The 12,399-nt window shown below is 32.1% G+C and carries 11 protein-coding genes; 6 read left to right on the top strand and 5 right to left on the bottom strand.

Annotated features, from left to right (window positions below; genetic code table 11):
* The first annotated feature begins 131 nt into the window (after positions 1-131).
* The 3 genes from ABD715_RS04535 to ABD715_RS04525 all read left to right on the top strand — a co-directional run bounded on the left by ABD715_RS04535 (position 132) and on the right by ABD715_RS04525 (position 3,325).
* On the top strand, positions 132-1,901 hold the full coding sequence (locus ABD715_RS04535) for a MutS-related protein (RefSeq protein WP_344786911.1): 1,770 nt from the start codon (positions 132-134) through the stop codon (positions 1,899-1,901).
* Positions 1,902-2,073: 172 nt separating this feature from the next.
* Positions 2,074-2,541 (top strand): hypothetical protein, encoded by a 468-nt coding sequence (locus ABD715_RS04530; RefSeq protein WP_344786910.1) that lies wholly within the window; start codon positions 2,074-2,076, stop codon positions 2,539-2,541.
* Between the two features lie 7 nt (positions 2,542-2,548).
* Entirely contained in the window at positions 2,549-3,325 is a 777-nt protein-coding gene (locus ABD715_RS04525; protein WP_344786909.1) for an amidohydrolase, read from the top strand.
* On the opposite strand, the gene ABD715_RS04520 is transcribed toward ABD715_RS04525, so the two are convergent.
* Both ABD715_RS04520 and ABD715_RS04515 read right to left on the bottom strand, forming a co-directional pair.
* Positions 3,315-4,931, bottom strand: a complete 1,617-nt coding sequence (locus ABD715_RS04520) for an Ig-like domain-containing domain (RefSeq protein ID WP_344786908.1) — start codon at positions 4,929-4,931, stop codon at positions 3,315-3,317. The genes ABD715_RS04525 and ABD715_RS04520 overlap by 11 nt on opposite strands.
* A 68-nt stretch (positions 4,932-4,999) precedes the next feature.
* A complete protein-coding gene (locus ABD715_RS04515; protein ID WP_344786907.1) occupies positions 5,000-5,674 on the bottom strand; it encodes a ComF family protein in 675 nt (224 codons plus the stop codon).
* Between the two features lie 115 nt (positions 5,675-5,789).
* On the opposite strand from ABD715_RS04515, the gene ABD715_RS04510 reads away from it, so the two are divergent.
* Positions 5,790-7,331: a glycine--tRNA ligase gene (locus tag ABD715_RS04510; protein ID WP_344786906.1), complete on the top strand. Its 1,542-nt coding sequence runs from the start codon at positions 5,790-5,792 to the stop codon at positions 7,329-7,331.
* A gap of 68 nt (positions 7,332-7,399) precedes the next feature.
* On the opposite strand, the gene ABD715_RS04505 is transcribed toward ABD715_RS04510, so the two are convergent.
* Together ABD715_RS04505 and ABD715_RS04500 are read right to left on the bottom strand one after the other, a co-directional pair.
* Entirely contained in the window at positions 7,400-7,870 is a 471-nt protein-coding gene (locus ABD715_RS04505) for an Lrp/AsnC family transcriptional regulator (protein ID WP_344786905.1), read from the bottom strand.
* 155 nt (positions 7,871-8,025) lie between these two features.
* Positions 8,026-9,390 carry a saccharopine dehydrogenase family protein gene (locus ABD715_RS04500; RefSeq protein ID WP_344786904.1) on the bottom strand — a complete coding sequence of 455 codons (1,365 nt, stop codon included), beginning with the start codon at positions 9,388-9,390 and terminating at the stop codon, positions 8,026-8,028.
* Between the two features lie 77 nt (positions 9,391-9,467).
* Between ABD715_RS04500 and ABD715_RS04495 the strand changes: the two genes are divergently transcribed.
* A complete protein-coding gene (locus ABD715_RS04495; protein ID WP_344786903.1) occupies positions 9,468-9,851 on the top strand; it encodes a DUF423 domain-containing protein in 384 nt (127 codons plus the stop codon).
* A 75-nt stretch (positions 9,852-9,926) separates the two neighbouring features.
* Positions 9,927-11,543 carry a phosphoenolpyruvate carboxykinase (ATP) gene (gene pckA / locus ABD715_RS04490; RefSeq protein ID WP_344786902.1) on the top strand — a complete coding sequence of 539 codons (1,617 nt, stop codon included), beginning with the start codon at positions 9,927-9,929 and terminating at the stop codon, positions 11,541-11,543.
* Between the two features lie 90 nt (positions 11,544-11,633).
* Here pckA and ABD715_RS04485 read toward each other — a convergent pair whose 3' ends face one another.
* Positions 11,634-12,383, bottom strand: coding sequence for a uroporphyrinogen-III synthase (locus tag ABD715_RS04485; protein ID WP_344786901.1), 750 nt, complete (start codon positions 12,381-12,383; stop codon positions 11,634-11,636).
* Between the last annotated feature and the right edge of the window lie 16 nt (positions 12,384-12,399).

The raw sequence follows: 12,399 nt of genomic DNA, 5'->3' as shown, positions 1-12,399 counted from the left end.
CAAAATATATAAAATAAAAAAGCTCTGAAGTATTTCAGGGCTTTTTTATTTCTTTACATATAATACTTTTGCTCTAAATGTTATTCTAGCCTTTTATGTCTAGAAAGTAAAAAGATAATTAAAATTTAAAAATGAATACGCCTTTTTTATATTACCAAAAACACTTAGAAACCTATCAATTAGAAGTTGAGAAGCTGTATAAAAAATTAACCGCTTTAAGTTTATACCGCTTGTTGGTTTTTGTTGTTACTGTTTTTGCTGTATATTGGTTTTTTTATATGTGGCAAGTAGCTGCTGTTATAGCTGTAGTTGGTGTTATTGTTTTTGTTAAGCTTTTATCTAAACACACAGATGTTAAGCGCCAAAGAGATTTTAATAAAGCACTTGTAGCTATTAATAAAGATGAAATTGAAATATCTAAAGGTATATATTACGATAGAAATGATGGTTCTCAATTTCAAGATAATAATCATTTTTATAGTGTAGATATCGATTTGTTTGGTCGTGGTTCTTTTTTTCAATTTATAAATAGAACAACCATATTAGAAGGAGCAGAGCTTTTAGCAAATATTTTAAAATCTAATAATGTAAACGGGATTGAAGTGCGCCAAAAAGCCATAAAAGAATTAAGCTCTAAACCTAAATGGAGACAAGAGTATACTGCTACTTCTAGCATGGTACATGTAGAAACTCCTGCAAAACATATTATAAAATGGCTTGGTGGTTATAATGCTTTTTTATCTAAAAAAATAGCTTGGTTGCCTTTGGCTTTTACGGGTATGTCTGCAATTTTAGTAGGCTTAATACTTTTTAAAATTATTGATGCTGCATTTATTGGGTATTGGCTGTTGCTTGGTTTGGGCATAACGGGCGGGTATTTAAAGAAAATTAATCACTTATCTCAAAACTCAGATAAAGTAAAAGATACTTTTCGCCAATATGCACTACTTTTAAATAGAATAGAGAACGAAAATTTTACTTCGGAGTTTTTGTTAGAAAAGCAAAAGAAAATTCAATCTGAAGACAAGAAGGCGTCTGCAGTTTTTACAGAGCTATCTAAAGCTTTGGATGCTTTAGATAATAGAAATAATTTAATCTCTGCTATTTTTGGTAACGGACTTCTTTTGTCTGATATTAAAAGTGCTTATGCTGTAGAAAAATGGATTAATACCTACGGAAATAAAGTGGCCGATTGGTTTGATGTTGTGTCCTTTTTTGATGCTTACAACACCTTGGGTAATTTTACTTATAATCATCCAGATTTTGTGTTTTCAGAAATTGTAGCCAAAGGCACTGTTATTAATGCAGAAAGTTTGGGGCATCCTATGTTAGATAAAAACAAACGTATAGATAGCGATTTAATAATAGAAAACGAACAGTTTTTTATTGTTACTGGTGCAAACATGGCAGGAAAAAGCACCTTTTTAAGAACCGTTTCTTTACATATTGTAATGGCTAATGTTGGCTTGCCTATTTGTGCCAAAGCAACAAAATACTCGCCAGTAAAACTAATTACGAGTATGCGTACCACAGATTCTTTAACAGACGATAGTTCGTATTTCTTTTCAGAGCTAACACGTTTAAAATATATTGTAGATGCTATCCAGAAAGAACCTTACTTTATAATACTAGATGAGATATTAAAAGGTACAAATAGTACCGATAAGGCAATTGGCTCTAAAAAGTTTGTCGAGAAACTTGTAGCATCAAATGCTACTGGCATTATAGCTACGCACGATTTAAGTTTATGCGAAATAGAAAACGAGTTAAAACAAGTAAAAAACTATTACTTTGATGCCGAAATTATAAACGACGAGCTGCATTTCGATTATACGTTAAAAACAGGTATTTGTAAAAATATGAATGCTTCGTTTTTACTAAAGAAAATGAAAATTGTATAGTTAAAAATAGTTTAGACAATATGCTATAAAAAAATTAATATTCCTTTTTAGCAGTATTTAAAGACACGAATTGTTAAGACACTTAGTAATTTAAAATAAAAGTATTTTGCTAGTTACTTTTTTTGTTTTTTTGTGTCTAAATAAGCACTTAACATTTATAAAATATAAGAATATGAAATTTTGGATTATAGTATTATTTGTAGTAGTTGGTTTTGTTGGCACAGCACAAGAAGTTAATGTAAGCGGAAGTATTTATACCGTAAAAGGCAAAGCTATTTTAATGAATGGCGAAGATGTTACAAGTACATTACCTGCAGAAAAGCAAGAGCAAATTATGGCTGCTTTTGATGAGAAAAAAGCTGAATTAAAGAAAATTAAAGAGGAAGAAGATAAGGCTAAAAAAACAGAAAGCGATATTAAGAAGGCAGAAAAGAAACAAAAAAAGGCAGAAAGAGAACTTAAAAAACGCGAAAAATTACAATCTAATTTTAATAAAGCTGGTAAAAAGCATGATGATGCTATAAAAAAATACGAAAAACTAAAGAAAAAAGGTAAGTTGTCTCCCCAAGACGAAACAAAGTGGTTAAGTAAAATAGATAAACTTAAATCTAATCTTGCTAAGGCAAAAAGAAAGCTGTAAAACAAAGATGCAAGAACAACTTAAAGTAGCATTAATTCAAGCCGATTTGGTTTGGGAGAACCCAAAATCAAACCGTGAAAACTTTACACATAAAATAAAAGGAATTAATACTGATGTAGATCTTGTTATTTTACCAGAAATGTTTTCTTCAGGTTTTACAATGAATGCACCTAAAGTTTCTGAAAGTATGACAGGAGAAACTGTTATGTGGATGAAGCAAATGGCTGCATATAAAAATGTAGCTATTGTTGGAAGTCTTGTTATTGCAGAAGAAAACAAGTTTTATAATCGCTTACTTTTTGTAGAGCCTTCTGGACAAGTAACACATTATAATAAGCGCCACACTTTTACTTTGGTTGGCGAGCAAAAAGTATATACCGCAGGAACAAATAAAATTGTAGTGAATTTTAAAGGGTGGAAAATTTGCCCTTTAATTTGCTACGATTTACGTTTTCCGGTTTGGTCAAGAAACACCGAAGATTACGATGTTTTAATTTATGTGGCTAATTGGCCAAAGCCTAGAGTTGCTGCATGGAATGCTTTGCTAAAAGCACGAGCTATAGAAAACATGGCGTATTGTATTGGCGTAAACCGAGTAGGTGTAGATGGTGTTAATAGTTTATATACAGGACATTCTTCAGTTTACGATGTTTTAGGCGAAGAAATATCGAATATAAAGCCCAACACAGAACAGATAGAAATTGTTACTTTAGAAAAAAGGCACATTTCTGCTTACCGCAATAAGTTTAAGTTTTTAAACGATAGAGATTCTTTTACCTTTTAATAAGCGTAAAAGTTTCTTGATAACTCCAATCTGCTCTATAACTTTCTGAAGTTTCAAAATGACTAGCATGTTCGGGTTGTATCTTTTTTAAATAATTTCCTGTATCATACTTTTGGTTGCCATTAGTGTCGTATATTATTCTATAAAAATATTTATTAGGCTTTATATTTAAAAAATCTATAGGGCCTTTTTTTGTTTGGTATTGTTCGTAAAAAACGTCTTCTCCTTTTTCGTTTGTGAGCTGAACAATTATAGGGTAAACCGCATTATTAAGGTTAACTCTCACATTAGAAAAACTATTTTTAGAGGGTGTTTTTACAGCATAGTTAAGCGTATCGTTCTTATTGCCAAAAAAATCGGTTATGGCTTCTGGTAATACCTGAATGTTGTAGGAGCCACTTTCTATTTTATCAAAATTTAATGCTAGAGTATTGGTAATGGTATCAAAATCAGTATTAAAATTAACTTTTAAAGAGTCTTGATCTAGTATCGTAATTTTAGATTTATTAAAAGATTTAAAAGGTACGCTACCATAAATATAAAAAGGATCTTTGTAGCCAATATTGCCAGAAGGAGCAGAGTTTATTAGCAAAGAATCACGTTCTTTATCTTTAATTTTTACTGTAAAATCCTTTTCAAATGTTTTACTAGAAACATTAAAAATTAAAGAGTCTAATGCTAGTTTTTTAGGTAAGTACCAATAGTACAGCGTATCTGTTTTTTCGTCTTTTGTAATGCGAGATTCAAATTCGTTTGGCACTTCAGATTTTAAAGTTATGCGCATGTCTTTATAATCCCCTTCGTAAGGGAAGTCAATTTTATTACCAACAAATTGTCTTGGTCTAATGGCTTTAAAATCTAGGTCTTCGCTAAATAATTTTAGTTTGTATGTAGAGTCGGTTGGTATATTTATAAAATCTTCATAAAAACCAATCTTGTCTGTTTTTTGCTGAAACTTATTATCGTTATTAGCATCTTTTAAAGCAATAAGTTTATATTTTCCCTCTTTAACATTCTCTATAGAAAAGGTGGTAAGGCTATCTAAAGTATTGGTAATGTATTTAGGGGTTTCTTTATAAACTATAGAATCGTGATAGGTAGAGTCTACTTCGTATAGCATAACAGATACAAAAGTGTCTGGTTGTCTTTTTGTAGCATCTACAACTTGCCCTTGTACATTAAGAGAATCTATATAATCTCCTGTAGAAAGTACGTATCTATAATACGAAAACGGATTGCCTTCGTTATTATCCTGTATGCTGTTACCAAAATTAAAGGCGTATGTTGTGTTTGGTTGTAGTGTATCGTATATTTTTATAGTAATGTATTTGCTAGCAGTGCTCAACGGAGTAATTTCTGGTTGAGTTTTCATTGGTGGCGAAATAATTAATTGTTTATTCAGGTCTTTAATTTTAACATATTCGTCAAAATAAATTTTAATCTCGTTACCTTTAAAATTAGTCGAGTAATTTTCTGGTGTAGAGCTAAGAATAACAGGAGGATCTATATCTTTTTCTCCACCTTGTGGTGTGCCTTTGTTGGCGCAGTTAATAAAAACAAGCGCTATAACCGTTGCTAAAATAAAATTTGAAAGGGTTTTATTCATTACCTATAAAACTTTTGCACAAACCTACATAATTTTAAAGAGATAACGATAAACTATAAATAGTATTGTTAAGCAATAGCCATAGTTGCAATACTTATTTTTATGTTTTTTGCTTGATTTAAAATATTAATACAGGCTTCTAGAGTAGCACCAGTGGTAATAATATCGTCCACAATTAATATATGTTTGTGTTCTATTTGTTCTTGATTTTGTAGTTCGAATAACTCATTATTATTCCAGCGAGCAAATCTTTTTTTTGAGGTTTGCGATTTGTTATTTGTAACCTTAATTAGCACATTGTCTATGTAATTTGCATTAATAGCTTTTGCTATTTGTTGCCCAAACTTGGTAACTTGATTGTAACCTCTTTTTTTTAGTTTATTTTGATGAAGCGGTACCGGAATAACACAATCTATACTATTGTATGCGCTAATCTCTTTTAATTCTGCTCCCAACCAATTGCCTAAAACAAAGCCTACATTTTCGTAGCCTTTATATTTTAAACCATGAATAAGTTGTTGTACAATTCCTTTTTTCTCGAAACGAAATAGAGCAGTGCCATTTTCTATTTGTGCTCTTCCATAAAGTGTTTTTTCTATGGCTTTGTTATTATCAAAATGGAAATTGGTTACTGGTAAGTCGTGTCTGCAATTTGTGCATATAGTATCTTCGTTGTCGTTTAAAAAGTTAAGACAAGCGTAACATACTTTAGGAAAGAGTAAATTGGTTAAGGATTTAATCATGAATTTTAACCTAATAAAAAGCGCTTTTGTAAACTTAATTAAAAAAAAGCTAAATCTTGATACGATTTTTAACAAACAACTCCTTTAGTTTCAATCCCTTTTTTATTTTTGCAGCATGGCAAATCAAGATGATAAATTTAAGAAGGTAATTTCGCATGCTAAGGAATACGGATACGTGTTTCAAAGTAGTGAGATTTATGACGGTTTAAGTGCTGTATACGACTACGCACAAAACGGAGCAGAGTTAAAGAAAAACATACGCGACTACTGGTGGAAAGCCATGGTGCAAATGAATGAAAACATTGTAGGTATTGATGCTGCAATATTTATGCATCCAACAACATGGAAAGCTTCTGGACACGTTGATGCTTTTAACGATCCGTTAATTGATAATAAAGATTCTAAAAAACGTTATAGAGCCGATGTTTTAATTGAAGACTACTGTGCTAAAATTGAAACTAAAATAGAAAAGGAAGTTAAAAAAGCAGCAAAACGCTTTGGAGACGCTTTTAATAAAGAAGAATTTGTATCTACAAATGGGCGTGTAGTTGGTTATCAAGACAAGATAAATACTATTCTTACTAGAATGGGGAAATCTCTTGAAAACGAAGATTTAGCCGATGTTAAAGCGCTTATTGAAGAGCTTGAAATAGCAGACCCATTAACAGGAAGTAAAAACTGGACAGATGTTAAGCAGTTTAACTTAATGTTTGGTACAAAGCTAGGAGCATCTGCAGATACAGCAATGGATTTGTATTTACGCCCAGAAACTGCCCAAGGTATTTTTGTAAACTTTTTAAATGTTCAGAAAACGGGAAGAATGAAAATTCCTTTCGGAATTGCCCAAACAGGTAAGGCTTTTAGAAACGAGATTGTTGCAAGACAATTTATTTTTAGAATGCGTGAGTTTGAACAAATGGAAATGCAGTTTTTTATAAAACCAGGTACACAGCAAGAGTGGTACAAGCATTGGAAAGAAACGAGAATGAAATGGCACTTATCTTTAGGGATGGGTGAAGATAATTATCGTTTTCACGATCACGAAAAATTGGCACATTATGCTGATGCTGCTGCCGATATTGAATTTAAATTTCCTTTCGGATTTAAAGAATTAGAAGGTATACACTCAAGAACCGATTTCGATTTAAAAGCTCACGAAGAGTTTTCTGGAAAGAAATTGCAATATTTTGATCACGAAGAAAATAAAAACTATGTGCCTTACGTACTAGAAACTTCTATTGGTTTAGATAGAATGTTTTTAGCAGTTTTCTCTAATTCGTTACAAGAGGAAGATTTAGAAAATGGTACTACAAGAACGGTATTAAAATTACCATCTGTTTTAGCGCCAATAAAAGCAGCTGTTTTACCTTTAGTTAAAAAAGATGGTTTGCCCGAGGTTGCTCGTAAAATTGTGGACGAGTTAAAATGGGATTTTAATGTAACTTACGACGAAAAAGATGCTGTTGGTAGACGTTACAGAAGGCAAGATGCTAATGGTACACCGTTTTGTATTACAGTAGATCATGATACTTTAAACGATAACACAGTTACTATAAGACATAGAGACTCTATGGAGCAGGAACGTGTAAATATAGACGATTTAAAAAATATTATTAAACAAGATGTAGATGTACGTTCTTGGTTAATGAAGATGTAATAAACACTTGTATAAGCAGGCGTTATAAAATTAAAAACCCCAAGCATTTGTTTGGGTTTTTTTGTGCTCTATATTTTTATTTGCCTGTCTATTTGTTGGTCTAAGGATATAAAGGTTTCTGTACTAGTAACACCAGATATAGATAGAATACTGTCGTTTAATAGGTGCATTAAATGCTCGTTGTTTTTGCAGAGTACTTTTGTAAAAATGCTAAAATTACCAGTAGTGTAATGGCACTCTATAATTTCGGGTATACGTTTTAAAAGCTTAACAGCTTCTGGGCTTCGCATAGATTTGTCTAAATGAATGCCAACAAATGCTAAGGTTGTATAACCTAAAATTCGAGGGTTTATAATACACCTTGATGCCGATATTAACCCCGATTTTTCTAGTTTTTTTAAACGCTGATGTATTGCTGCGCCAGAAATGCCTACATGTCTGCCAATTTCTAGAATTGGTGTACGAGCATCGGCCATAAGTTTTCTAAGAATTTTTTTGTCAATACCGTCTATGGTTATAGGTTTGTTTTTTTGTCTCATGGTTTTTGTAGCAAATTGAAACATAAATGTAGTAAAATGCTTTTAAATTGAAACGGTTTTGCGTTAGGGATAGAGCGACCTGTTTAAAATCCTTTTTGTTTTTTTTACAAAAAGATTGAGTAGCGAAAGCCCGACCCTTGGGTAACGCCCAAAATTTAAATGTTTAAAGGGTTGTAACCTAAATAAGGCACGTGTTTTTCGTTAAATACTATACCAAAGTTTTTAAGCTCTTTTAATATGGGTTGGTAAACCTCTTTGGTAATAGGGATTTGAACGCCTGGTGTGGTTATTTTTTTATTTAAAATGGCTAAAGTTGCCATAGCTACAGGTAAACCTACGGTTTTTGCCATGGCGGTATAGGTTTGGTTTTCGCCTAGTGTTACCATAGTGGCATCTATTTGGTACGATTTTTTATTTAGTGTATAGCCAATTTTATGGTACATAACGAGCATGTCTTTGTCGTTAGGAGAAAGCGTCCAGCTGTCTAAAAGTATTTTTTCGAGTATTTGTGCTGGTGTAGCTTTTTCTAGATTTATTTTTTTGTTGGGGTTAAAAATATCGAGCTCTTCAAGTTTGTTCCAAACCATATCGTCTTGATCTATTTTTAGGGCATGGCGTAGTTTTAACTCTACCGAATCTGTAGGGCTGTAGGGCAAAAAGGCATTTACAAAATCGCGATAGCTCATGTTTTTGCTGTTGTCTATAGTGTAACTATCGTCGGTCATGCCAAGGGTTACAAAAATATTCCAGGCACGACTAAAACCTATGCGTCTAATAGTACCACGGTATAGTGTTTTAGCTTTTTCTAGTCCGTAAATGTTTTGGTATTTTAAAGAATCTCTATTGGCATAGGCCTCGAATTTGCCAAATCCGTCGACTTCTAAAAACTCGGTACGCCTAAATAAACGGTGATATGGTATGTATTTATATGTGCCTTCTTGTAAAAACTTTGCTGTGCCACCTTGCCCCGCAACTACAACATTTCTGGGGTTCCATGTAAATTTATAGTTCCATAAATTATTATCGCTTTCTGGCGCTACTAAACCACCTGTAAAAGATTCGAATAAAATAATTTCTCCACCTTGGTCTCTTATTTGGTCTAGTACCTGCATAGCGCTCATGTGGTCTATACCTGGGTCTACACCAATCTCGTTCATTAAAATAAGTTTTTTAGCTTTTGCTTTTTGGTTTAAAGCTTGCATTTCTGGACTTACATACGATGCTGTTACCATGTGTTTATTGTACAAAATGCAGTCTTTTGCTACTTCTATATGCATGCTTGCAGGTAGCATAGATATAACAATGTCTACATTTTTTATGGCCTTTTGTCTGGAGTTTTTTTCAAAAACATTTAATACAATTGCTTGTGCACTTTTATTGTTATTTATAAGTTTTAGAGCATTTTTAATGTTTATATCTCCAACTATTATAAATAAATTTTCTTCAAGAGCTTTGTCTAGTAAATATTTTAATAGGTAAGCGGTCGATTTTCCTGAACCAATGATTAAAATTTTTCGCATAAAGAGATTAGTTGATTAATTTTGTTGATGAATTCGAAACTAATTTAATAAATACCTTAAGTTTTAAATACGATATTATGAATAAAAAAATATTAATTGCAGCAGCACTATTGGGCATAATTGGTATTGTTTTAGGTGCATTTGCAGCACACGGTTTAAAAACGTTAATAACTGTTGAGGCACAAAAAACATTTGAAACCGGTGTGCGTTATCAAATGTATCATGCTTTTTTATTGCTTTTTGTAGGTTCGTCCAATTTTATATTAGACAAAACCAAGATGTATGTTTTTTATTTGGTATTAATTGGGCTTTTGTTTTTTTCTGGTTCTATTTATGGTTTGGCAACAAACGAATTGTCTAGTTTTAATTTTAAATCTATAGGTTTTATAACTCCAATTGGAGGATTGCTTTTAATTGTCTCTTGGGTGTTATTGTTTATTGATTTCTTAAAAATTAAGTGATAAAAATACGAATATTATATTTTTAGTTTAAAAAATTGTTATAATTTTACACCATAACTATTTTTATTCAAATTTATGGTAAATAATAATCAAGTTACGCAAACGATTTCGTTAGAGCAATACGGAATAAAAAATGCTAAAGTTAAGTATCAACTTTCACCAAAAAAACTCCATGACATAGCAATAGAGAAAGGGCAAGGCGTCGAGACGTCTTCTGGAGCTATTGCAGTTAATACAGGTGAATTTACTGGAAGATCGCCAAAAGATCGATTTATTGTTAAAGATGATATTACTAAAGATCGTATTTGGTGGGGTGATATTAATATTCCTTTCGATTCTAATAAGTTTGATGCTTTATACAATAAGGTTGTTAATTACCTTTCTAGTAAAGAGTTATATGTAAGAGATTGTTATGCTTGCGCAGACGAGAATTACAAACTTAATATTCGTGTTATTAATGAGTTTCCGTGGAGCAACCAATTTGCTAGTAATATGTTTTTAAGACCAACTGAAACAGAATTAGAAAATTTTACACCAGAGTGGACTATTGTAAATGCACCTAATTTTATGGCTGTTGCAGACGAAGACGGAACAAGACAACACAATTTTGCCATTTTAAATTTTACTAAAAAAATAGCATTAATTGGTGGTACTGGCTATACAGGAGAAATTAAAAAAGGTATTTTTTCGGCTTTAAATTTTATTTTACCAGTGTATAAAGATACATTACCAATGCATTGTAGTGCTAATGTTGGTAAAGATGGTGATACTGCTATTTTCTTTGGACTTTCTGGAACTGGTAAAACAACACTTTCTACAGATCCTAATAGAAGTTTAATTGGAGACGATGAGCATGGTTGGACAAACGAAAACACGGTTTTTAATTTTGAAGGTGGTTGTTACGCTAAAGTAATTAACCTTTCTAGAGATAACGAACCAGAAATTTTTGATGCTATTAAACCAGGCGCTATTCTAGAAAATGTAATTTTAAACAACAAAGGCGAGGTGGCTTTTGGCGATACATCTATTACGCAAAACACACGTGTAAGTTACCCAATACATCATATAGAAAACATAAAAAAACCATCTATAGGTAAAAACCCTAAAAATATATTTTTTTTAACAGCCGATGCTTTTGGTGTTTTACCTCCAATATCTAAACTTACACCTAGCCAAGCTGCATATCATTTTATATCGGGTTATACTGCAAAAGTAGCAGGAACAGAAGCTGGTGTTTTAGAACCACAACCATCGTTTTCTGCTTGTTTTGGAGCGCCTTTTATGCCTTTGCATCCATCTAAATATGCCGAGATGTTAAGCAAGAAAATGGTTGATGCAGGTGTAAACGTTTGGCTTGTTAATACAGGTTGGACTGGTGGGCCATATGGTGTAGGTACTAGAATGAAATTAAAATATACACGAGCTATGATTAATGCGGTGCTAAATGGCGATTTAGGCTTGTATAATTATAACGATTATCACATTCATTCTGTTTTTGGAGTGGCGCAACCAAGGTCTTGCCCTGGCGTGCCAACAAGTGTTTTAAGTCCTAGAGCAACATGGAATGATGATGAGGCTTATTATACAACAGCTTTTAAGTTAACTAATGCTTTTAGAGAAAATTTTAAAAAATTCGAAGCGTATTGTAGTGAAGAAATTAGACGTGGCGGACCCCAACGCTACGCCTTTTAATTTTTTATTGTTGAGTGACTAACTCTTGTAAAAAAAAAGCGATTTCATTAATTTGAAATCGCTTTTTGATATTATTTTAAAAAAGGAGTATTACCTTCCTTTATTTGCTTTTTCTATATACTTTAATAAAGCCATAGTCATAGATGGCGTTTCTGGAGTTGGTGCAGCAATATCTACACGTAACCCTTTTTCTTCTACAGCTTTAATAGTTGTGTTTCCAAAAACAGCAATTCGTGTTTCGTTTTGTTTAAAATCTGGAAAGTTTTTAAATAAAGACTCAATACCAGAAGGACTAAAAAATACAAGTACATCGTACGATACATTTGCTAGGTCTGATAAATCGCTAACTACCGTTTTGTAAAATGTAGCTTGTTTCCAATCTACACCTAATGCATTTAAAGTTTCTGGAACAGCATCTTTTACTTTGTCTGTATTTGGTAGTAAAAACTTTTCGTCTTTATACTTTTTAATTAAAGGCGATAGTTCTGCAAAAGTACGTTTACCAACATAAATTTTACGCTTTCTGTACACTACATATTTTTGAAGGTAGTATGCTACTGCTTCAGATTGACAAAAATACTTCATCGTATCTGGAACTTTAAAACGCATTTCTTCTGCAATTCTAAAAAAATGATCTACAGCATTTCTGCTCGTTAAAATAATAGCAGTGTAGTTGTTTAAATCTATTTTCTGGTGTCTTATTTCCTTTGCCGATACACCTTCAACGTGAATAAATGGGCGGAAATCTATTTTTACTTTTTGCTTCTCTTGAAGATCAAAATATGGAGAATTCTCTATTTTAGGTTCTGGTTGAGATACTAAAATTGTTTTCACTTTCATACGTCCAACTGTTTAG

The organism is Postechiella marina (assembly GCF_039538365.1).
Classification (GTDB): Bacteria; Bacteroidota; Bacteroidia; order Flavobacteriales; family Flavobacteriaceae; genus Postechiella; species Postechiella marina.
This window is presented reverse-complemented; position numbering and strand designations above follow the sequence as displayed.

Bases quoted from the DNA above. Each gene is read 5' to 3' on its own strand.
- ABD715_RS04535 (WP_344786911.1), top strand. From the start codon at position 132: ATGAATACGCCTTTTTTATATTACCAAAAACACTTAGAAACCTATCAA.
- ABD715_RS04530 (WP_344786910.1), top strand. From the start codon at position 2,074: ATGAAATTTTGGATTATAGTATTATTTGTAGTAGTTGGTTTTGTTGGC.
- ABD715_RS04525 (WP_344786909.1), top strand. From the start codon at position 2,549: ATGCAAGAACAACTTAAAGTAGCATTAATTCAAGCCGATTTGGTTTGG.
- ABD715_RS04520 (WP_344786908.1), bottom strand. From the start codon at position 4,931: ATGAATAAAACCCTTTCAAATTTTATTTTAGCAACGGTTATAGCGCTT.
- ABD715_RS04515 (WP_344786907.1), bottom strand. From the start codon at position 5,674: ATGATTAAATCCTTAACCAATTTACTCTTTCCTAAAGTATGTTACGCT.
- ABD715_RS04510 (WP_344786906.1), top strand. From the start codon at position 5,790: ATGGCAAATCAAGATGATAAATTTAAGAAGGTAATTTCGCATGCTAAG.
- ABD715_RS04505 (WP_344786905.1), bottom strand. From the start codon at position 7,870: ATGAGACAAAAAAACAAACCTATAACCATAGACGGTATTGACAAAAAA.
- ABD715_RS04500 (WP_344786904.1), bottom strand. From the start codon at position 9,390: ATGCGAAAAATTTTAATCATTGGTTCAGGAAAATCGACCGCTTACCTA.
- ABD715_RS04495 (WP_344786903.1), top strand. From the start codon at position 9,468: ATGAATAAAAAAATATTAATTGCAGCAGCACTATTGGGCATAATTGGT.
- pckA (WP_344786902.1), top strand. From the start codon at position 9,927: ATGGTAAATAATAATCAAGTTACGCAAACGATTTCGTTAGAGCAATAC.
- ABD715_RS04485 (WP_344786901.1), bottom strand. From the start codon at position 12,383: ATGAAAGTGAAAACAATTTTAGTATCTCAACCAGAACCTAAAATAGAG.